Source organism: Pseudomonas citronellolis (genome assembly GCF_900112375.1).
In the GTDB taxonomy this organism is placed as follows: Bacteria; Pseudomonadota; Gammaproteobacteria; order Pseudomonadales; family Pseudomonadaceae; genus Pseudomonas; species Pseudomonas citronellolis.
The window spans coordinates 140,198-160,607 of record NZ_FOLS01000002.1 but is presented as its reverse complement, the minus strand read 5'-3'; the positions used below and the strand labels follow the sequence as shown (position 1 = coordinate 160,607).

22 protein-coding genes are annotated in these 20,410 nt (G+C 68.8%); 9 read left to right on the top strand and 13 right to left on the bottom strand.

Features of this window, described 5'->3' with window-relative positions; translation table 11 throughout:
- Window positions 1-6: 6 nt before the first annotated feature.
- Both BM060_RS02520 and BM060_RS02515 read right to left on the bottom strand, forming a co-directional pair.
- Window positions 7-777, bottom strand: a complete 771-nt coding sequence (locus BM060_RS02520; protein ID WP_074977021.1) for a fumarylacetoacetate hydrolase family protein — start codon at window positions 775-777, stop codon at window positions 7-9.
- 1 nt (window position 778) lies between these two features.
- Window positions 779-1,444, bottom strand: a complete 666-nt coding sequence (locus tag BM060_RS02515; protein WP_074977019.1) for a fumarylacetoacetate hydrolase family protein — start codon at window positions 1,442-1,444, stop codon at window positions 779-781.
- A gap of 275 nt (window positions 1,445-1,719) precedes the next feature.
- Here BM060_RS02515 and hpaR point away from each other — a divergent pair, with 275 nt between their 5' ends.
- The 3 genes from hpaR (at window position 1,720) to BM060_RS02500 (ending at window position 4,869) form a co-directional block, all read left to right on the top strand.
- On the top strand, window positions 1,720-2,142 hold the full coding sequence (gene hpaR, locus BM060_RS02510) for a homoprotocatechuate degradation operon regulator HpaR (RefSeq protein ID WP_009621684.1): 423 nt from the start codon (window positions 1,720-1,722) through the stop codon (window positions 2,140-2,142).
- 201 nt (window positions 2,143-2,343) lie between these two features.
- Window positions 2,344-3,258: a 4-hydroxyphenylacetate catabolism regulatory protein HpaA gene (gene hpaA, locus BM060_RS02505; RefSeq protein WP_009621686.1), complete on the top strand. Its 915-nt coding sequence runs from the start codon at window positions 2,344-2,346 to the stop codon at window positions 3,256-3,258.
- Window positions 3,259-3,663: 405 nt separating this feature from the next.
- Window positions 3,664-4,869, top strand: a complete 1,206-nt coding sequence (locus BM060_RS02500; RefSeq protein ID WP_074977017.1) for a Bcr/CflA family multidrug efflux MFS transporter — start codon at window positions 3,664-3,666, stop codon at window positions 4,867-4,869.
- Between the two features lies 1 nt (window position 4,870).
- Here the strand turns inward: BM060_RS02500 and BM060_RS02495 are convergent, their stop codons facing one another.
- Window positions 4,871-6,100, bottom strand: a complete 1,230-nt coding sequence (locus tag BM060_RS02495) for an MFS transporter (protein ID WP_074977015.1) — start codon at window positions 6,098-6,100, stop codon at window positions 4,871-4,873.
- A gap of 301 nt (window positions 6,101-6,401) precedes the next feature.
- Here BM060_RS02495 and BM060_RS02490 point away from each other — a divergent pair, with 301 nt between their 5' ends.
- Together BM060_RS02490 and BM060_RS02485 are read left to right on the top strand one after the other, a co-directional pair.
- Entirely contained in the window at window positions 6,402-7,571 is a 1,170-nt protein-coding gene (locus tag BM060_RS02490; RefSeq protein ID WP_009621689.1) for a p-hydroxyphenylacetate 3-hydroxylase oxygenase component, read from the top strand.
- 175 nt (window positions 7,572-7,746) lie between these two features.
- Window positions 7,747-8,682 (top strand): p-hydroxyphenylacetate 3-hydroxylase reductase component, encoded by a 936-nt coding sequence (locus BM060_RS02485; RefSeq protein WP_074977013.1) that lies wholly within the window; start codon window positions 7,747-7,749, stop codon window positions 8,680-8,682.
- 6 nt (window positions 8,683-8,688) lie between these two features.
- Here BM060_RS02485 and BM060_RS02480 read toward each other — a convergent pair whose 3' ends face one another.
- From BM060_RS02480 to BM060_RS02470, 3 genes are all read right to left on the bottom strand, one after another.
- Window positions 8,689-9,399 (bottom strand): rRNA pseudouridine synthase, encoded by a 711-nt coding sequence (locus BM060_RS02480; protein WP_074977011.1) that lies wholly within the window; start codon window positions 9,397-9,399, stop codon window positions 8,689-8,691.
- Between the two features lie 52 nt (window positions 9,400-9,451).
- Window positions 9,452-10,549 (bottom strand): AI-2E family transporter, encoded by a 1,098-nt coding sequence (locus tag BM060_RS02475; RefSeq protein WP_074977009.1) that lies wholly within the window; start codon window positions 10,547-10,549, stop codon window positions 9,452-9,454.
- Window positions 10,550-10,754: 205 nt separating this feature from the next.
- Window positions 10,755-10,946, bottom strand: a complete 192-nt coding sequence (locus BM060_RS02470) for a PFL_1563 family small protein (RefSeq protein WP_009621696.1) — start codon at window positions 10,944-10,946, stop codon at window positions 10,755-10,757.
- Window positions 10,947-11,103: 157 nt separating this feature from the next.
- On the opposite strand from BM060_RS02470, the gene BM060_RS02465 reads away from it, so the two are divergent.
- On the top strand, window positions 11,104-12,873 hold the full coding sequence (locus tag BM060_RS02465) for an ABC transporter transmembrane domain-containing protein (RefSeq protein ID WP_074977007.1): 1,770 nt from the start codon (window positions 11,104-11,106) through the stop codon (window positions 12,871-12,873).
- 30 nt (window positions 12,874-12,903) lie between these two features.
- A complete protein-coding gene (locus BM060_RS02460) occupies window positions 12,904-13,740 on the top strand; it encodes a CvfB family protein (protein WP_009621700.1) in 837 nt (278 codons plus the stop codon).
- 84 nt (window positions 13,741-13,824) lie between these two features.
- Here BM060_RS02460 and BM060_RS02455 read toward each other — a convergent pair whose 3' ends face one another.
- Window positions 13,825-14,379, bottom strand: a complete 555-nt coding sequence (locus BM060_RS02455) for an NAD/FAD-utilizing enzyme apparently involved in cell division (protein ID WP_074977005.1) — start codon at window positions 14,377-14,379, stop codon at window positions 13,825-13,827.
- Between the two features lie 225 nt (window positions 14,380-14,604).
- On the opposite strand from BM060_RS02455, the gene def reads away from it, so the two are divergent.
- A complete protein-coding gene (gene def, locus BM060_RS02450; protein WP_074977003.1) occupies window positions 14,605-15,144 on the top strand; it encodes a peptide deformylase in 540 nt (179 codons plus the stop codon).
- 374 nt (window positions 15,145-15,518) lie between these two features.
- Here the strand turns inward: def and BM060_RS33195 are convergent, their stop codons facing one another.
- From BM060_RS33195 to BM060_RS02440, 3 genes are all read right to left on the bottom strand, one after another.
- Entirely contained in the window at window positions 15,519-15,650 is a 132-nt protein-coding gene (locus BM060_RS33195) for a hypothetical protein (protein ID WP_009621712.1), read from the bottom strand.
- A 105-nt stretch (window positions 15,651-15,755) separates the two neighbouring features.
- Window positions 15,756-15,947, bottom strand: a complete 192-nt coding sequence (locus BM060_RS02445) for a hypothetical protein (RefSeq protein ID WP_074977001.1) — start codon at window positions 15,945-15,947, stop codon at window positions 15,756-15,758.
- Entirely contained in the window at window positions 15,944-16,402 is a 459-nt protein-coding gene (locus BM060_RS02440) for a hypothetical protein (protein ID WP_074976999.1), read from the bottom strand. The genes BM060_RS02445 and BM060_RS02440 overlap by 4 nt, the downstream gene beginning before the upstream one ends.
- Before the next feature lie 194 nt (window positions 16,403-16,596).
- Between BM060_RS02440 and BM060_RS02435 the strand changes: the two genes are divergently transcribed.
- On the top strand, window positions 16,597-17,505 hold the full coding sequence (locus BM060_RS02435) for a YihY/virulence factor BrkB family protein (RefSeq protein WP_043270759.1): 909 nt from the start codon (window positions 16,597-16,599) through the stop codon (window positions 17,503-17,505).
- Window positions 17,506-17,508: 3 nt separating this feature from the next.
- Here the strand turns inward: BM060_RS02435 and BM060_RS02430 are convergent, their stop codons facing one another.
- The 3 genes from BM060_RS02430 to BM060_RS02420 form a co-directional block, all read right to left on the bottom strand.
- The gene (locus tag BM060_RS02430; protein WP_074976997.1) at window positions 17,509-18,003 is read right to left on the bottom strand and encodes a hypothetical protein; all 495 of its coding nucleotides are present in this window, start codon (window positions 18,001-18,003) and stop codon (window positions 17,509-17,511) included.
- 186 nt (window positions 18,004-18,189) lie between these two features.
- Complete coding sequence (locus tag BM060_RS02425; protein ID WP_074976995.1) at window positions 18,190-18,753, bottom strand: GNAT family N-acetyltransferase; 564 nt, start codon at window positions 18,751-18,753, stop codon at window positions 18,190-18,192.
- Between the two features lie 339 nt (window positions 18,754-19,092).
- A complete protein-coding gene (locus BM060_RS02420; protein WP_074976992.1) occupies window positions 19,093-20,217 on the bottom strand; it encodes a PilT/PilU family type 4a pilus ATPase in 1,125 nt (374 codons plus the stop codon).
- Between the last annotated feature and the right edge of the window lie 193 nt (window positions 20,218-20,410).

Here is a 20,410-nt window from a genome sequence, read left to right as displayed (position 1 = left end):
TCTCGATTAGGGACGGGCGCGGTTCGCGAAGAACTCGGCCTCGCTGACGATGCGGTTGACCAGGCGGCCGACGCCTTCCACTTCCACCACCACTTCATCGCCCGGCACCACGTCGGCCAGGCCTTCCGGCGTGCCGGTGGCGATCATGTCGCCCGGCTGCAGGGTCATGAAGCTGGAGAAGTATTCGATCAGGTAGGGGATGTCGAAGATCATGTCCGCGGTGGTGCCTTCCTGCTTCAGCTCGCCGTTGACCCAGGTGCGCAGCTTCAGCTTCGACGGATCGGCCACATCGGCGGCGTCGACGATCCACGGGCCGACCGGGGTGGTGGCGTCGCGGTTCTTCACCCGCAGGTTGGGGCGGTAGTAGTTCTCCAGGTAGTCGCGGATGGCGTAGTCGTTGCACACGGTGTAGCCGGCCAGGTAGGCGAGGGCGTCCTCGCGCCTGACGTTGCGCGCCGGCTTGCCGATCACCGCCACCAGCTCGCACTCGTAGTGCATGTAGGCGACGTTGTCCGGGCGCCAGGTGACCTGGTTGTGGCCGGTGTAGGTGCCCCTGGACTTGATGAACGCCAGCGGCTCGGTGGGCGCCTTGAAGGCCAGTTCGGCGGCGTGGTCGGCGTAGTTCAGGCCGAGGGCGAACATGCTCCCTTCGGCCGGCGGCAGCCACTGCACCTCGTGCTCGCCGAGCAGGCGGCCATCGGCCAGGCGCACGGCGTTGTCGGCTTCCACGGTCACTGCGTGGACTTCGCCCTGGTAGCGGATGCGTGCGTGTTTCATCTCAGGCTTCCTCCGCCACGACGTGATTGACCAGGCGGCCGAGACCTTCGATCTCCACCACCACCTCGTCGCCCGGTTGCACGTTGACGCGGCCCTCGGGGGTGCCGGTGATGAGCACGTCGCCGGCGTGCAGGGTCATGAACTCGCTGATCTCGGCGATCAGCCTGGGAATGCTGCGCACCAGGTTGGCGGTGCTGTTCTGCTGGCGCACTTCGCCGTTGACCAGCAGGCGCAGCGGCAGGGCGTGCGGGTCGGCGATCTCGTCGCGGCCGACCACTTCGCTGCCCAGCGGGCAGAAGCCGTCGCGGCACTTGGCCTTGACCGCCGGGCGGTAGTAGCTGTCTTCCGGCAGGCTGAATTCGTTGACGATGACGTAGCCGGCCACGTAGGCCATGGCCTCGTCCTCGCTGACGCGGCTGGCGTCGCGGCCGAGCACCACGCCCAGGGCCGGGCCCGGCTGCAGGCGCTCGACGCCGGCGGGGAAGACCACCGCCTGGCCGTCGCCGTTGCGGGTGTTCGGCGTCTTGATGAACAGCACCGGCTTGACCGGCGGCTTCTGGTAGGGCGGCTGCTGGAATTCCTCCAGCCGGCTGTGCAACAGGCCCTGGTAGTTCAGCGCGACGCCGAACAGGGTGCCCGTTGCGGCTTCGCTGATAGCGCGACGCATGGCTTCGTTCTCCTGCTTCACCCGGGCTGTGGATACCTGGGTATCGTTAACATGTTAGCGTTATAGTTAATATGTTAACTATGGTCAAGCCTCGTCCATCGGGGCCTGGTTTCGCTGCAGGCATTGGAGCAGGCGTGCCGGCGCCGGGATTGTCCGGCGCTGCCATGGCCTTGACCGACGCTGCCAGGGCGCGGTGCGGGTCGTCGCAGGGTTTGCCTATGCAGGGGCTATGCTGGTTAAAATCTTTCCTATTTTCAGTCGAGTAGCCCATCTACATGTCCACGCCGCGTCCGTCCCTGACCCTCACCCTGCTGCAGGCCCGCGAGGCCGCCATGGCTTTCTTCCGCCCCTCGCTCAACCAGCACGACCTGACCGAGCAGCAATGGCGCATCGTGCGCATCCTCCGCCAGCAGGGTGAGATGGAGATCTACCAGCTGGCGCAGCAGGCCTGCATCCTCAAGCCGAGCATGACCGGCGTGCTGGCGCGCATGGAGCGCGACGGCCTGGTGCGCCGCTGGAAGTCCGAGCACGACCAGCGCCGCGTGCTGGTGTGCCTGAGCGAGAAGGGCCAGCAGTGCTTCGTGGCCATGAGCGACGACATGGAGAACAACTACCGGCGTATCCTCGAACAGTTCGGCGAGGACAAGCTGCAGCAATTGCTGGGGCTGCTGGACGAGCTGAAGAAGATCAAGCCCTGAGGCTCTTCGTGTAGGAGCGAGCTTGCTCGCGAACCTGCCTCTCGCGCCGAAATCGGATTCGTCATCCCCGCGAACGCGGGGAACCAGTGGCTTCCAGTGTACGCGACCGAAGTCTCTGGGTTCCCGCGTTCGCGGGAATGACGGTTCGAGGTGAGGCGCTGGAGCTAGTTCGCTCCTACAGGTATACAGGCAGGTAACCCCATGGCCCGCGCACCCATCCCCAACATCGACATCGGCCAGGTCTACGACCTGCGCTACAGCGATTCCGAGGTGCACTACGAGGAGCTGGGCAAGCTGGCCGACTTCTTCGGCCGCAACATGCCGGTGCACCGCCACGACCGCTTCTTCCAGGTGCACTACGTCAAAAGCGGCTCGGTGCGCGTCTACCTCGACGAGCAGCTCTACCACCGCCAGGGCCCGCTGTTCTTCCTCACCCCACCAACCATCCCCCACGCCTTCGTCACCGAGAACGACGCCGACGGCCACGTGCTGACCGTGCGCCAGCAACTGCTCTGGCCGCTGCTGGCGCCGGAGCAGGGCTTGGCCGCCGGGCCGGACATCGGCCCGGTGTGCGTGGCCTTCGACCAACTGGACGAGACCTTCGCCGGCGAGGTGGCGCGGGTGGACGGCCTGTTCGAGCTGCTGCGCGAGGAATTCCGTGGCGAGCGCCCCGGCCGCGAGCTGGCTCTGGCCGACCTGGTGCGGCTGATCTTCGTCAGCCTGCTGCGTCTGTCGGCCCGCTCGCTCAAGGCGCAGCCCATGCGCCGCGAGGACCTGCGCCTGTTCCAGCGCTTCAACCAGCTGATCGAGCAGCACTACCCCGAGCACTGGCCGCTGACGGCCTACGCCGAGCGCATCGGCGTGACCGAGGCACGGCTGAACGACATCTGCCGGCGCGTCGCCGGGCTGCCGTCCAAGCGCCTGGTCCACGAACGGCTGATGCAGGAGGCGCGGCGCCTGCTGCTGTTCAGCGGCAGCTCGGTGAACGAGATCTGCTACCAGCTGGGGTTCAAGGACCCGGCCTACTTCAGCCGCTTCTTCGCCCGCAATGCCGGGATGGCGCCGGGGGAGTACCGACAGCGCAGGGCGGGTGACAAGGAAGAAGCCTGGCGGTAGGGCGGGGCTTTTGCCTGCTTTTCGTAGGAGCGAGCTTGCTCGCGAACGGGGTTCGTCGGTGACTATGGGGGCTGGGTTTGAGAGCGCCCTCTCCCTAACCCTCTCCCTGAAGGGAGAGGGGACCGTTCGGTGCATTTGGGTAGTTTGGAGTCAGCCGGCAAGCACCGTGGCTGCAAGCTGAAGCTGTCATCTTCTCGGCACGGACAAGCCCCCTCTCCCTTCAGGGAGAGGGCTGGGGAGAGGGTTACGGACTTCTATCCCGCTCCGTTGCTGAACCTGGCACCGCTGTTCGCGAGCAAGCTCGCTCCTACGAAAAGCATCCCGTTGCCCCGACAGAAAACCCGTGGCTTCCGGTCTTTTGGTTAACTTGTTAACTTTATACTCCGCTCTCACCCGGACCCGCCCATGCCCACCCCAGCCCACCCCCAGCGCCTGATCCTGCCCCTGGCCGCGCTGGTCGCCTTCGCGCCCCTGTCCATCGACACCTACCTCCCCAGCCTGCCGCTGATCGCCGCCGACCTGGCCGCCAGCGCCGCCGAGGTGCAACTGACCATCAGCCTGTTCCTCGCCGGCCTGTGCCTGGGCATGCTGTTCTACGGGCCGCTGTCGGACCGCTTCGGCCGCCGGCGCCTGCTGCTGGGCGGCATCTGCCTGTACCTGCTGGCCACCCTCGGCTGCCTGTTCGCCGGCACGGCTTCGGCGCTGATCGCCTGGCGTTTCTTCCAGGCCCTCGGCGGGGCGGCGGCCTCGGTGCTGGCGCGGGCCATAGTGCGCGACCTGTTCCCCTTGCAGCAGTCGGCGCGGGTGCTTTCGCTGATGCACCTGGTGACCATGCTCGCCACCCTGGTGGCGCCGCTGCTGGGCAGCCTGCTGGCCCAGGCCGCCGGCTGGCGCGCGGTGTTCGCCGTGCTCTTCGCCTTCGCCGCGCTTTGCCTGCTCACGGTGCTGTGGCGGATTCCCGAGAGCCTGCCGGCGGCGCAACGCGGGCAGTCGGTGGCGCAGGTGTTCCGCGCCTACGGGCGCATCCTCCTGCAGCCCAGGGCGCTGGGCTACATGCTGTGCATGGGCCTGTCGTTCGGCGGCATGTTCGCCTTCATCACCGCCTCGCCCTTCGTCTACATCGAGCATTTCGGCGTGTCCCCGCAGGCCTATGCCTGGCTGTTCAGCCTGAACATCGCCGGCATCATCCTGGCCACCAGCCTCAATGCGCGCCTGGTGGGACGGCTCGGGCCGCAGCGGATGCTCGCCTGCGGCGCTGCCATGGCCGCGCTGTCGGGGCTGCTGCTGTTGGTCTGCGGCTTCACCGGCTGGGGCGGGTTGCCGGCGCTGGTGCTGGGCGTGCTGCTCTACGTCAGCGTCACCGGCCTGCTCGGCGCCAACTGCGTGGCCAGCCTGCTGGCGCTGTTCCCGCGCGAGGCCGGGGCCGCCGCCGGGCTGGCGGTGACCGGGCAGTTCGCCCTGGGCACGGCGTGCAGCGCGCTGGTCGGCGCGCTTTCCGATGGCAGCCCCTGGCCGATGTGCCTGGTGGTCGGCGGTGCCGGCATCGGCTGCCTGCTGGCCTTCCTCCTGGCCCGCCGGCACGCTCCGCAACCCTTGGCGGAAGCGGCCTGAGCTAGGCCGGCTGCTGTTCCGTCCGCGCCGTGCGGCGCAGGCCCTGCCAGGCGCAGTAGGCCAGCAGCAGGGCGCCGGCCGCGGCCATCGCCCAGGGCCCGCCGTAGCGCGCCGCCAGCAGCCCGGCGAGCAGGCCGCCGATGGCGTCGAAGCCGAAGCGGGTGGCGGTGTAGATCGACACCACGCGGCCGCGCAGCGCTTCCGGCGCGCTGCTCTGGATGACGATGTTGGTGCCGACGTTGTTCACCGTGACGCCGAAACCCAGCACCGCCATGGCCGCCAGCGACAGCGGCAGATCGCGGCTGAGGGCGAACGCCAGCAGCGCGCCGGCGCTGGCCAGGGCGGAGAGCAGGATGATCCGCGGCAACCGCGCCGGGTCCTGGTGCTGCGCCAGGAACAGGCTCGACAGCAGCGAGCCGAAGCCGGCGGCACCCCACAGCCAGCCGAGGGTGCGCGCATCGCCGGCGAAGACGTCGCGGGCGAAGACCGGCAGCAGCGCCGCGTAGCTGGAGGCGGTGAGGTTGACCAGCAACACGCCGAGCATCAGCCGGCGCACGCTCGGAGTACGCAGGGCATAGTCCAGGCCCTCGCGGAACACGCTGCCCATGCTGCCGCTGGCGCGCACCCCCGGCGCCAGGCGCACCCGCAGCAGGCCGGCCACCAGCGCGAGGTAGGACAGGGCGTTGAGGGCGAAGCACAGGCTCTCGCTGGTCAGCCCCAGCAGCAGCCCGGCCAGCGGCGGGCCGACGAAGCGCGAGCAGGTGAACAGCGAGGCGTTCAGCGCCAGGGCGTTGGGCAGGTCAGCACGGTCGTCGACGAAGCGGCTGAGCAGCGACTGCCGCAGCGGCGTGTCGAAGGCGCTGAGCACGCCGAGCAGCGCCGACATGCCGACGATCAGCGCCGGGGTGATCAGCCCGCTGGCGGTCAGCCCGGCCAGGGCCGCGGCCTGCAGGGCCATCAGGCTCTGGCTGGCGAGCAGCAGGCGGCGCTTGTCGTGGCGGTCGATCCAGGCCCCGGCCAGGGGGCCGATGAACAGCTGCGGCAGCAGCGCCACGCAACTGGTGATGCCCAGCAGCGCCGCCGAGCCGGTCAGCCGGTAGACCAGCCAGGCCAGCGCCACCTGCTGGACCCAGGTGCCCAGGGTTGAGACCGCATGGCCGGCGAAGTACAGGCGGAAGTTGCGGTGGCGCAGCGCGCGCAGGCTGTTCGGCCAGGAACGGGAAGCGGACATCGGCGGCTCGCTCGGGCGGAGGGCGAATGAGGGAAGGGCGCCATGATAACGGAAAAATTCCGTCAGAACGTTCAGATGTTAACGAAAGCCGCGCGGCGCCTGGCCCGGCGCCGATTTCGCCGCTTCCAGGGGCCGCTAAATCCCATGAAAAGTGCAATCGAGTCCGCGGAAGTTGCATTCAAGGCCCCGCCGGGCGGCTCCCATAATCGGCCCTGCCACTCTCGCCACGAGAGCCCTGCCGCCCGTCGCCAAGCACTTCGCGACGGCGGCGCGCCTCCAATAACAATCAAGGGCCGCCAAGATGAAAAAGCCAAACCCCCTGCTCGAAGACCTGAAATCCGTCCTGCCCGCCATTGCTGCCAACGCCGCCAAGGCCGAACAGGCGCGCACCGCGCCCGCCGAGAACATCGCCCTGCTCAAGGGCATCGGCATGCACCGCGCCTTCCAGCCCAAGTGCTATGGCGGCATGGAAATCTCCCTGCCCGAGTTTGCCGACTGCGTGGTCGCCCTGGCCGGCGCCTGCGCCAGCACCGCCTGGGCCTTCAGCCTGCTGTGCACCCACAGCCACCAGCTGGCGATGTTCTCCAAGCAACTGCAGGACGAGGTCTGGGGCGAGAACCCCGATGCCACCGCCAGCAGCAGCATCGCGCCGTTCGGGCGCATCCAGGAGGTCGAGGGCGGCATCCTGTTCAACGGCGAGATGGGCTGGAGCAGCGGCAGCGACCACGCCGAATGGGCCATCCTCGGCTGCCGCCGGCAGAACGCCGAGGGCGAGCAGGTGTACTGCTTCGCCGTGCTGCCGCGCAGCGACTACGAGATCCGCGATGACTGGTACGCCGCCGGCATGAAGGGCAGCGGCACCAAGACCCTGGTGGTGAAGGACGCCTTCGTGCCCAACCACCGCATCCAGGCGGCCAAGGACATGATGGAAGGCCGCTCCGCCGGCTTCGGCCTGTACCCCTACAGCAAGATCTTCTACACCCCGTACCGCCCGTACTTCGCCAGCGGCTTCGCCTCCATCGGCCTGGGCATCGCCGAGCGCATGCTGGAAGCCTTCAAGGAGAAGACGCGCAACCGCGTGCGCGCCTACACCGGCGCCAGCGTCGGCACCGCCACCCCGGCGCTGATGCGCCTGGCCGAGTCCACCCACCAGGTGGCCGCCGCCCGCGCCTTCCTCGAGAAGACCTGGCAGGACCACGCCGAGCACGGCGAGCGCCACGAATACCCCAGCCGCGAGACCCTGGCCTTCTGGCGCACCAACCAGGCCTACGCGGTGAAGATGTGCATCCAGGCCGTGGACCGCCTGTTCGAGGCCGCCGGCGGCACCGCCTGGTTCGAGAGCAACGAGATGCAGCGGCTGTTCCGCGACTCGCACATGACCGGCGCCCACGCCTACACCGACTACGACGTCTGCGCGCAGATCCTCGGCCGCGAGCTGATGGGCCTGGAGCCTGATCCGAGCATGGTCTGAGCCACCACGCCCACACCCGTCCTGCGGGTCGCACCGAACCGCTCTTCGTAGGAGCGAGCTTGCTCGCGAACCAACCCCGCTGCGGAACCCGTTCGCGAGCAAGCTCGCTCCTACAAAGTATCGCAACGACTTTCTTCAATCCCGCCGGCCCCCGCGCCGGCGCGGAGGAACCGCCATGAACCAGAACAATGAAGCGGGCCTGGACCCGCGTGCCTTCCGCCGTGCCCTGGGCAACTTCGCCACCGGCGTCACCGTGATGACCGCGGCCGCCGACGGCGAGCGTGTCGGCATGACCGCCAACAGCTTCAACTCGGTATCCCTCGACCCGCCGCTGGTGCTCTGGAGCATCGACAAGCGCGCCACCAGCCTGGCGCTGTTCGACAAGGCCAGCCACTACGCGGTGAACGTGCTGGCCGCCGACCAGATCGACCTGTCCAACCAGTTCGCCCGGCCCAGCGCCGACAAGTTCGCCGGCGTGGCCTGCGAGCAGGGCGCCGGCGGCGCGCCGCTGCTGCCGGACTGCGCGGCGCGCTTCCAGTGCGAGCTGCAGCAGAAGCTCGACGGCGGCGACCACTGGATCCTCATCGGCCGCGTGCTGGCCTTCGACGACCTGGGCCGCGCGCCGCTGCTCTACCACCAGGGCGTGTACTCCAGCGTGCTGCCGCACCCGCGCCTGCGCGAGGCCCAGGCCGGGGTGCCGCGCACCGCCTTCCAGGGCCGCCTGAACCACAACCTCTACTACCTGATGACCCAGGCGCTGCGCTGCTACCAGGCCGACTACCAGCCGCGGCAATTGGCCAGCGGCCTGCGCACCAGCGAGGCGCGCATGCTGATGGTGATGGAGAAGGACGCCGCCCTGGACACCACGGCGCTGCAGCAACTGGTGGCGATGCCGCTGCGGGAGATCGAGGAGGCCCGCGCCAACCTCGAACGCAAGGGCCTGCTACAGGTGGGCGAGGGCGGCTGCGCGCTGACCGCCGCCGGCATCGACCAGGCCGAGACGCTGTGGAGCATCGCCGAGGAACAGCAGGCCAAGGTCTTCTCGCGCTTCAGCGACGAGCAGGTGGATACCTTCAAGACCGTGCTCAGGGGCCTGGCCCAGCCGCTTTAGAAGCTGTCAGAAGCGCTCGCTGGGCAGCAGGTAGCGCCACTGCCCCGGTTCCATCTTGCCCATGGACACGCCGCCCAGGCGCAGGCGGCGGATGCCCACGACCTTCAGGCCGACCTGGCGGCACATGTCGGCGATCTGCCCGGGGCGGAAGCCCTTGCCGGCGAAGCGCAGGCGTGTCTCGTTCTGCCAGCTGACCTTCAGCGCCGGCAGCGGCCGGCCCTGGTACAGCAGGCCGTGGCGCAGGCGCGCCAGGCCGGCGTCGTCGAGGCTGCCGGCGACTTCCACCAGGTACTCGTGCTCGATGGTCGCCGCGTCGTCCTGCAGGCGGTGCAGCACGCCGTAGTTCTGGGTGAACACCAGCAGCCCGCCGGCCTGGTCGTCCAGCGGCGTGGTGCTCTGCTGGCGGGCGAAGTGCTTGCTCAGCGGACGTTGCTCGGCGCTGTCGGCTTCCCAGCGATTGGCCGCCACCAGCAGGCCCTGGGCCTGCTCGGCGGAGTGGCCGGCCGGCTTGTACAGCAGCAGGGTGGCCGGCGGAATCGGCGCCGGGATGGCCCCGGGCAGCAGCTCGACGCGCTGTTCGGCGACGCGGAAGTGCGGCTCGTCGACGGGTTGGCCATCCACCGTGACCCAGCCTCCCTCGATGTACAGCTCGGCCTCGCGGCGGGAGCAGGGCAGCAGTTCGGCGAGGCGCTTGGACAGGCGGGTGGTTTCGGTCATGGCAGGGAGTCGGCGGCGGGAAAGGCCGCCATTGTACTCCCCGGCCGCGGGTTCAGGGCGAGACGTCCTCGGCTTCCGGCGGCCGGGCGCCCTCGCGCACCCAGGTCATGAACAGCTGGAAGCCCAGGGCCAGCACCACCGGGCCGATGAACAGGCCGATGATGCCGCCGGTGAGCATCCCGCCCAGGGCGCCGAGGAGGATCACCGGCATCGGCACGGCGACGCCGCGGCCGAGCATCAGCGGCTTGAGCACGTTGTCGGAAAGCCCGGCCAGCACCGTCCAGACAGTGAACAGCACCGCGCTGACGGTGCCGTAGTCGCCGCTCCAGAACACGTAGACGATGGCCGGCAGCGAGATCACCGCCACCGGCAACTGGACGATGCCCAGCAGCAGCACGCCGAGGGACAGCAGGCCGGCGGCGGGGATGCCCATGACGATGAAGCCCAGGCCCAGCAGCAGGGTCTGGATGAAGGCCACGCCGACCACGCCCTGGGCCACCGCGCGGATGGTCGCGGTGCTCAGCCGGGACAGTTCCGGGCCGCGCTCGGGGCCGGAGACGCGCACCGCGATGTCTTCGGCGGTGCGCGCGCCCAGCGGGCCGTAGGCCATGATCACGCAGGCCACCAGGAAGGCGCCGAGGAACTGCAGCAGCTCCATGCCCACGCCGGCGGCCTTGGCCAGCACCGTGCGGGCCACGCCCTGCAGGTGCGGCGCGGCCTGCTGGGCGGCGCCGAGGAAGTCCTCGGCCAGCCGCTGCCAGGCGTTGTAGATGTAGGGCCCCACCAGCGGCCAGCCCGCCACCGCCTCGGGCGGCGTCGGGATGCGCAGGCCGCCGGCCTGGAAGCGGTGCGCAAGGTCCGCCACCGAGTCGGCGATGGAGAAGCCGATCAGCACCACCGGCACCAGCAGCAGGGCCAGGCCGACCACCGCCAGCAGCGTCGCCGCCAGGGCCGGCCGCTGGCCCAGGGTGCGCTGCAGCATGCCCTGCAACGGGTAGAGGGTGACGGCGAGGATCAGCGCCCAGAGCATCAGGTCGAGAAAGGGGTGGAAAATGCGGAAGCAGAACACCGCCAGGAACAGGATGAGACCGGCGCGTATCAACACGTCCAGCAGGTTGCGCGACAGTATCCGGTCCGCCGATGGCAGCATGACATCTCTCCTTGGAAAGCCTCGTGGGGTTCCTCAGAGCATTGGCGGTGCGCGGCGGAATGCAAGTCGGGCGGGAGAAATCGCAGGATGTCGAGCGAAAGTAGGAGTAGCGGGGGAGGGTACGCAGGGCTCTTGCTCGCGAACGCCCGGGCCGGAAACGGCGGGGTCCGCGAGCAAGCTCGCGCCTACGGGAGGAGCGGGGGGATTACTTCTTGCCGAGGCTGATGTGGCGGCTGGCGGCGCCGTTGGGCTGGCCGGTCACGCCCTTGGCGACTTGCTGGATCTCGCCGCCGGACTTGAGGAAGGCGGCCACCTGGGCTTCCAGGGCCTCGCGGCTGGTCACGGCCGCAGCGGGTTTCGGGGCGGACTTCTGGCGGGAGATGGTTTTGCTGGACATGCTTGCCATTACCTGTTCATTCGCGAAATGGCCGCCCATTGTACAGGAAATGACCGTCCTTCGGGGTGAAAATCGACCGAAGGGCCATTGCAGCGCCATCGCCGGGCCCGCGGCGGGGTGTTAACCTCGGTCGATTCCCGGTCGCCACGAGCCTTCCATGCCTCTGCTGTCGTCCCGCCAGCGCAATGCCCTGCGCCTGGCCCGGGCCTTCCTCGGCCCCTACCGCTGGCGCGCCCTCGGCGCCCTGCTGGCGCTGCTGTTCACCGCGGCCATCACCCTGTCCCTGGGGCAGGGCATCCGCCTGCTGGTGGACCAGGGTTTCGTCACCCAGTCCGAGCACCTGCTCAACCGCTCCATCGGCATTTTCTTCCTGCTGGTGCTGGGCCTGGCGCTGGGCACCTTCGTGCGTTTCTACCTGGTGTCGTGGATCGGCGAGCGCTTCGTCGCCGACATCCGCCAGCGCGTCTTCGACCACCTGATCGAGCTGCACCCGGGCTTCTACGAGAGCAACCGCGCCCTGGAAATCCAGTCGCGGCTGACCGCCGACACCACGCTGCTGCAGACGGTGATCGGCTCGTCGCTGTCCATGGCCCTGCGCAATGCCCTGACCCTGGCCGGCGGGGTGATCCTGATGTTCGTCACCAACGCCAAGCTGACCAGCATAGTGGTGGCCTCGCTGCCCCTGGTGATCGCGCCCATCCTCCTGTTCGGCCGCCGCGTGCGCGAGCTGTCGCGGCAGAGCCAGGACCGCGTGGCCGACGTCGGCAGTTACGTCGGCGAGACCCTCGGGCAGATCAAGACGGTGCAGGCCTACAACCACCAGGCCCAGGACCGCGCGCGCTTCGGCCGCACGGTGGAGGCCGCCTTCGGCACCGCGCGCAAGCGCATCCTGCAGCGTTCCTGGCTGGTCAGCGTGGTCATCCTGCTGGTGCTGGGCGCGGTGGGGGTGATGCTGTGGGTCGGCGGCATGGACGTGATCGCCGGGCGCATCAGCCCCGGCGAACTGGCGGCCTTCGTGTTCTACAGCCTGATCGTCGGCATGGCCTTCGGCACCCTCAGCGAGGTGCTGGGCGAGCTGCAACGCGCCGCCGGGGCGGCCGAGCGCATCGCCGAGCTGCTGCGCGCGCGCAACCAGATAGTCGCGCCGCAGGAAGGGCTGCTGCGCCTGCCCGAACGCGTCGAGGGGCGCATCGAGTTGCGTGGCCTGCGCTTCGCCTATCCATCGCGCCCGGAGCACTGGGCCATCGACGGTATCGACCTGGACGTGCGCCCCGGCGAGACTCTGGCCCTGGTCGGCCCCTCCGGCGCCGGCAAGTCCACCCTGTTCGACCTGCTGCTGCGCTTCTTCGACCCGCAGCAGGGCGAGGTCCGCATCGACGGCACGCCCATCACCCGCCTCGACCCCGCCGACCTGCGCCGCTGCTTCGCCCTGGTGTCGCAGAACCCGGCGCTGTTCTACGGCACGGTGGACGACAACCTGCGCTACGGCCGCCCCGACGCCAGCGACGAAGCGCTGCGCGCCGCGGCCCGCGCGGCCCATGCCGACGACTTCATCCAGCGCCTGCCCGAGGGCTACCGCACCCACCTGGGCGAGGGCGGCGTGGGCCTGTCCGGCGGCCAGCGCCAGCGCCTGGCGATCGCCCGCGCGCTGCTGGTGGACGCGCCCATCCTGCTGCTCGACGAAGCCACCAGCGCGCTGGACGCCGAGAGCGAGCACCTGATCCAGCAGGCCCTGCCGCAGCTGATGAGCGGGCGCACCACCCTGGTCATCGCCCACCGCCTGGCCACGGTACTGAACGCCGACCGCATCGCCGTGATCGACCAGGGCCGCCTGCTGGCCCTGGGCACCCACGCCGAGCTGGTGGCCGGCAACCCGCTGTACGCACGCCTGGCGGAATTGCAGTTCGGCCAGGTGCAGAGCGTGTAGAATGCGCGCCTTTTCCCCGGAGTCCCGCACATGGCAGCCATCGGCCGTTTCAATTCCCTGCAGGTGGTCAAGCACACCGAGATCGGCCTGTTCCTCGACGGCGGCCCCCACGGCGAAATCCTCCTGCCCAAGCGCTACATCCCCAAGGACGAGCCCACCGAGCCGGGCGAGTGGCTGAATGTCTTCATCTACCTCGACAGCGAAGACCGCATCATCGCCACCACCCTGAAGCCCAAGGTGCAGGTCGGCGGCTTCGCCAGCCTGAAGGTGGTGGAAGTCAGCCGCGTCGGCCTGTTCCTCGACTGGGGCCTGCCCAAGGACCTGCTGCTGCCGCACTCGGAAGAGAAGCGCCCGCTGCAGGTCGGCGACTACTGCGTGGTGTACTGCTACATCGACGAGCGCACCCGGCGCATCACCGCCACCGCGCGCCTGGACCGCTACCTGGACGACACCGCGGCGCACTACCAGGCGGGCCAGGAAGTGGACCTGCTGGTGGTGGAGCGCACCGACCTCGGCTTCAAGGCCATCATCGACGGCAGGCACTGGGGGCTCATCCACAAGAACGAGCTGTTCAAGTTCGTCCGCAGCGGCATGCGCGAGAAGGGCTACATCAAGGAAGTGCGCGCCGACGGCAAGATCAGCCTGAGCCTGCAGCCGGTCGGCCAGGCCGCCCGCGACGACCTCGGCGAGCGCATCCTCGCCGCCCTGCGCGAGGCCGGCGGCAGCCTGGCGCTGTCGGACAAGAGCCCGCCGGAGGCGATCAGCCGCGAGTTCGGCGTGAGCAAGGGCAATTTCAAGAAGGCCATCGGCGGGCTGTTCAAGCAGGGCCTGATCACCATCCTCGACGACCGCATCGAGCTGCGCTGATTTCGCCAGGCCGCAGCTGCCCCCGGCAGCCCCGCGGCCGCCCGCAGCGCGATCATCCAGCGGCAGGTCCGGCCGCCGCGGTCGCTACATCATGCGTTTGAAGCGGTGCCAGGCCTGTTCCCAGGCCAGCACCCAGCGCGGCATGGGCGCGCCGAAACCGGCCACTTCCAGGCGCGGGTGGTGGCCGACGACCATGTCCAGCAGCGGCTCCTGGTCGGTCCGCACGTCGACGAAGAACACATGCCGGCCGGCCTGCAGCGAAGGCGCGAAGCGCCGCACGTCGCCGCTGGGCCGTTGCAGGCCGAAGAAGCTGCCTTCCCACAGGCTGAAGCCCAGCAGCACGGCCGCCAGGAACAGCACCGGAATCCAGCCGGCGGCGCTTTCGCTCCAGCCGCCGAAGTAACCCAGCGCCAGCACCAGGACCGCCAGGGCGACGCCGATGCCCAGCCCGTACTTGCCGCCGCGCACCAGGTCCTTGCGCATCACCTCCGGCACTTCGTGCAGGTGGCGCTGGTCGAGCTGCGCGTCCTGCTCGCTGAGCACGTGCATCTGCTCCTCGGCGATGCCGTTGGCCTTCAGCTCGCTCTCGACGTTCTCCAACTCGTCCAGGTCGTTGCTGATGTAGTAGTGCCTGTTCATGGAGCACCTCCAGGTCAGTCCCCCGGCTCCCCCTCGGCGAACGCTCCGGCGTTCGCGGCAGTTCCACGCGGATCGCAGCCCGATGGCCGCGTGTCACTCTTTGAATTTTACGCCCCTGGACGCTCCCGGCCCCCCGGGGCGACGGGCGTAGCGGGCCTTGCCAGGCGCCGGGCAAGGGGCGAGGATGCCAGCTCACGCACAACCGCCAGCCAGGGGCCCAGGGGCATGATCCGCGAGATTCTCAAGATGGGCGACGAGCGCTTGCTGCGCGTCGCCCCGCCGGTGCCGGCGCAGATGATCGGCAGCGCCGAACTGCGGCAACTGATCGACGACATGTTCGACACCATGCACCACGCCGGCGGCGTCGGCCTGGCCGCGCCGCAGATAGGCGTGGACCTGCAACTGGTGATTTTCGGTTTCGAACGCAGTGAGCGATATCCGGATGCTCCGGCGGTGCCGCCGACCATCCTGCTCAATCCGGTGATCACGCCGTTGGGCGAGGATATGGAGGAGGGTTGGGAGGGCTGCCTGTCGGTGCCCGGCCTGCGTGGGGCGGTGAATCGCTACAAGCGTATTCGCTATCAGGGGCTGGATCCGCAGGGGCAACCTGTCGATCGCACGGTGGAGGGGTTTCATGCCAGGGTGGTGCAGCATGAGTGCGACCATCTGATTGGTCGGCTGTATCCGTCGCGGATCACGGATTTCGGTAAGTTTGGTTTTACTGAAGTGCTGTTCCCGGGGTTGGATCCGAAGGCGGATGATTGAGGGGCCGCCTCCTGGGCATTTGGCGTGGCCGGTGAATCCAATCGCGGACAAAGTCCGCTCCTACGCCCGTGCCTCCCTGGAGTTGTAGGAGCGGGCCCTGCCCGCGATTCGCGCGCAGAGCGCGCTCCTACAGGGGAATGGCGCGGGTGGGGTTGCGTAGCGGATCTCATCCGCGAATCGCGCCGGGACGTCCGGTTATCACGGACAAGGTCCGCTCCTACCGCATGAGCGAGCACTGCTTTTCGTAGGATGGCGTTGAGCGAAGCGATACTCATCACCGCAACCGCATGGGTTTCGCAAGCTCAACCCATCCACCGACCCCCTGAGTAATTCGCGGACAACCGCCCCCAAGCGGCCGTCCGCAGCCGTTGGACTCAGGACGTCTGCCCGTGACTGCCGAGCAGCGCATTGCCGGATTTCTTCTGCTTTTTCGCCATGCGTTTCTCGTGGGCCGTCTTCAGGGGCTTCTTCTTGCCTTCCTTGTGGGCGTTCAGACCTTTGCTCATGACCGTTACCTCGTGGACTGGGAAGGACTGGCATCCCTGCGGTCGGCGCTCCGTCGGCCCGCAGGCGCGGGCCGGTGCTTCTTCAGCATAGACCTGCCGGGCGCTTCAGGCTTGGCCGCTGAGCCGCTCCAGCTCGCGGCGGACCATGGCCGCGTACTGCGGCGGGCCCAGGCGGTAGAGTTCGCCGGCCACCCAGGCCAGCCAGCGCCCGCCCAGGGCCTGGCGCTCGGCCAGTAGCCGGCGGGCCTCGGCTTCGGCCCGGGCGGCGTGTTCGCGGTGATAGTCGGTGCGGCTCATCCCTGGCACTGGAGTTTCTGCGGGTCGATCTCGATGCTCGCCAGCGGCTTGCCGTCGCTGCCGTCGTAGTCGTGGGCGACGCGGATGCCGTGCTCGCGGATGCGCTGCAGCAGCGCCGGCTGCTGGCAGGTGGCGCGTTCCAGGCGGGTGCGCTGCTCGCCCTTGAACTTGTCCAGGGCATCGGCCTGCATGCCCTCGGCCTTCATGCTGGAAATGCCGTAGCGGTAGTGCAGCACCTTGCTGTCGGTGTCCAGGCGCACGTTCTCCAGGCGCGTCACCTGGTCCACCTGCACCGGCAGCTGCTTGCTCTGCTGCTCGAAGAAGGCGGCCGACTCCTTGAGGAAGGTGGCTTCGTCCTCCGCCCGGGCCTGGGGTTGCAGGCTGGCGAAGGCAGCGCCGGCGAGCAGCAGGGTGGCGCCGAGGCGGCGGGCGGGGCGGAGCATCGGGATGGGCATGCGGGGTTCCTCCGGCTGTGGTTGCGCTGAAGTGTATAGGCCATTTCCGACACCTGCCCGTCGCCTGCGCAACTTCCCCTGGCCGCGGCGAGTGGCTAGGCTTGGCCGCAAGGACCGAACTTGAGCCGTGCCGGCGGGTCAACCGTCGACACGGAGCCGCGCCGCGGCCGGACTGCGGAGGAAGGAAACCAGGCATGCGATTCATGGATTTTCGGGGCCTGCGCCTGGGCCCCTGGCAACTGCTGAAACTGACCGTCAAGGAATTCCTCGACGACGAGATGCCCACCTACGCGGCGGCGCTGGCCTACCAGGGGCTGTTCTCGCTGTTCCCGTTCCTGCTGTTCCTCATCGCCCTGCTGGGCTTCCTGCACCTGCCGGAATTCTTCGACTGGCTGCGCGAGCAGGCCGCCTACGTGCTGCCGGGCCAGGCCCTGGAGCAGGTCAACCCGATCATCGACCAGCTGCAGCAGCGCCAGGGCGGGCTGCTCTCGGTGGGGATCGTGGTCGCGCTCTGGTCGTCCTCGGCGGCGGTGCGCTCGTTGATGAACGCGCTCAACGCCGCCTACGACGTGCGCGAGGCGCGCCCGGTGTGGAAGCGCGTGCCGCTGTCGCTGCTCTACACCCTGGGCCTGGCGGTGATGCTGATGCTGGTGACCGCGCTGATGATCCTCGGGCCGCAGGTGATGGGCTGGATCGCCGAGCGCATCGGCCTGCAGGAATACGTGGTGGTGCTCTGGTCGCTGCTGCGCTGGCCGGTGATGGTCCTGCTGATGATGATGGCGGTGGCGGTGATCTACTACGCCACCCCCAACGTCAAGCAGAAGTTCCGCTTCATCACCCCCGGCTCGGTGCTGGCGGTGGTGGCCTGGGTGGCGGCGTCCCTGGCCTTCGGCTTCTACGTGAAGAACTTCGCCGACTACAACGCCATGTACGGCAGCGTCGGCGCCATCATCGTGCTGCTGCTGTACTTCTACATCTCCGCCGCGGTGCTGCTGCTGGGCGCCGAACTCAACGCGGTGATCGAACACCACCTGCCCCACGGCAAGAACCCCGGCGAGCGCACCTTCGAACAGGCCGAGACGCGCAGCCCCGAGGAGGGCTGAGGCTCACTGCGCCGGCTGCTGGCTGAGCAACTGGTCGACGATCTGCCCGGCGCGCTCGAAGTTCGGGTAGCCGCTCTTGGCCACGTCCAGCTCGGCGTAGGCCTTGCGGTATTCCTCGGCCTTCAGCGCGTCGGCATCCTGGCCGAGCAGGGGCTGGCTGTAGACGCGGTAGAGCAGGGCGATGGCGTAGGGCTGGCCGGCCTTGGCGGCGCGTTCCAGCAGGGGCAGAGCCTGGTCCGCCGGGGCCTGCTGGCGGATCTTCAGCAGCGCCTCGTAGAAGGCCACCTCGCCGCGCTGGTCGGCCTCGCGGGCGCGTTCGAGCAGGTCGTTGGCGCGGGCGTAGTTGCCCGGGTCAGCGGAGGCGATCAGCAGCTTCGCCTCGAGCATGTCGTTGCGGTACAGCTGGTGCTGCTGCTCGGCGTCATGGCTGGCGCAGCCGGCCAGGCACAGCGGCAGGCCGATGACGGCGAGGCGGGAGAACGGGTGGCGCATGCCCATGAAGGTCCCTCGATGGCGAACGGGCGCGGAGCCGACGATTTTGCCGTCTCCGCGTGGGCAAGCATAGACGGCCGGCGTGCCGTTCAGGAACCGGGCGCGCGCTCCCATGCCGAGGCGCCCTTCGTAGGAGCGAGCTTGCTCGCGAATGAGCCCCGCTGCGGACTCTGTTCGCGAGCAAGCTCGCTCCTACGAAAAGCCGTGCCGGCCTTGGGCCCAATCCTCGGCGAGCAGCCCATAGAGTGCCGAGTCCGATACTTCGCCGGCGACCATCCAGCGCTGCCGCAGCAGGCCCTCGTGGCGGAAGCCCAGGCGTTCCAGGGTGGCGGCGGAGGCCAGGTTACGCGGGTCGATGTCCGCCTCCAGGCGGTTCAGGCGCAGGTCGCCGAAGGCGTAGTCGAGCAGGCTGCGCAGGGCCTCGTTCATGAGGCCCTGGCCTTGCGCGGCGCTGGCCAGGCAGTAGCCCAGCTCGGCTCTTCTTGACGTCTCGGCGATGTCGAACAGCGTGCAGGTGCCGATGAGTTCGGTCTCATGGCGGCGGGTGATGGCCAAGGTCAGATATTCCCCCCTGGCGAATGCCTCCATGTCCCGACGGATGCCATGCACGGCTTGCTCCGGCTCGGTCCAGGGCGGGGTGTTCCAATAGCGCATCACCTGCGGGTCGGACATCATCGAGAACAAGGCGTCGGCGTCGTCCAGGCACAGGGGGCGTAACTGCAAGCGGGCGCTCTGAAGGCCTTGGGTGAAGTTCATCGGCTACCTCCTGGGGCGTAGGTGAGCCGGGAAGCCTAGCAACCGCGGGGTTCCCCGCCGCGGCGGATATACGTGTGGATGTTTCTTGAGCGGGGCAGGGAGCACGCGGCGTTTGGCTCGATCCCCGTAGGAGCAACTACTTTGCCCGCTGCGCCGAGCTGCTCTTCGTAGGAGCGAGCTTGCTCGCGAATGAACCCCGCTGCGGACTCTGTTCGCGAGCAAGCTCGCTCCTACGAAAGGCGCTGTGCCCTACGCCCAGTGAGGCACGGAATACCGTAGGAGCGGATTTTATCCGCGATTGCGCCGGCAGGGCCGGCGATGGCTGGCGGAGGGCAGGGCTCAGATACCGAAGGCACTCCCACCCTCGTCGCCATCGAAACCGCGCTCCAGCTTGATCTTCAGGCTCAGGTCGGTGCGTGAGTCGGCGAACTTCAGGGCGTCGGCGACGCTGATGCGGCCGGCTTCCAGCAACTGGTACAGGCTCTGGTCGAAGCTCTGCATGCCTTGTTCCAGGGCGCGTTCGATGGCGCCGCGCAGTTCCGGCAGTTCGTCGCGCTGGATCAGCCCGCGGATGTGCGGCGTGCCCAGCACCAGTTCCACCGCCGCCACGCGGCGCTGGGTGGTGCCCGGCACCAGGCGCTGGCCGACCAGCGCCAGGAGGTTCTGCGACAGGTCGGCCAGCACCTGCGGGCGGGCCTCGTCGGGGAAGAAGCGGGCGATGCGCTCGATGGCGTGGCGGGCGCTGGTGCCGTGCAGGGTGGCCATGCACAGGTGGCCGGTCTCGGCGTAGTGCAGGGCGTGCTGCATGGTCGCGGCGTCGCGGATTTCGCCGAGCATGATCACGTCCGGCGCCTCGCGCAGCACGTTGCGCAGGGCGTCCTCGAAGCTGTGGGTGTCCAGGCCGACTTCGCGCTGGTCGATGATCGAGCGCTGGTGGCTGTGGAGGAACTCGATGGGGTCCTCGATGCAGACGATGTGTCCCGAGCGGTGGCGGTTGCGGAAGTCGAGCATCGCCGCCAGGGTGGTGGACTTGCCGGCGCCGGCCGCGCCCACCACCAGGATCAGGCCGCGGTCCTGCACCGCCAGTTTCTCCAGGATCGACGGCAGGCCGAGGCTGGCGGCGTCGGGGATGACCTGCCTGATCAGCCGCACCACCATGGCCACCTCGCCGCGCTGCAGGTAGACGTTGACGCGGAAGCGCCCGCTGCCGGGCACCGCCACCGCCAGGTTCATCTCCAGGTCGCGCTCGAAGTCGGCGATCTGCTGCTGCGACATCAACTGGTAGGCCAACTGCTTGACCTCGCCGCTGCGCAGGCGGCGCTCGCCGGCCGGGCGGCTGACGCCCTCGACCTTGATGTGCGGCGCCGCGCCGACGCTGAAGAACATGTCGGAACCGGCGTGTTGCGCCAACTGGTGCAATTGGCTGAAGACGTCGGGCAGGGCGCTGTCGCTGGCATCGCTCATGGGGAATCCTCGCAAGGGCGGGCGCCCGGGTGGGGCGGGCGCATGTTCTCAGCCTAGCCGGCCTGGCGGACGGTGGCCTGTTGGGTGGCGCGCAGCCTAGCGTGCCGGCGGCGCCGATTTCTTGACCTGGGTCGTCCCGGCGATGTCGATGGGGCTGCGCCAGATTGGTCGATTACCTACGCAATACAAAGCC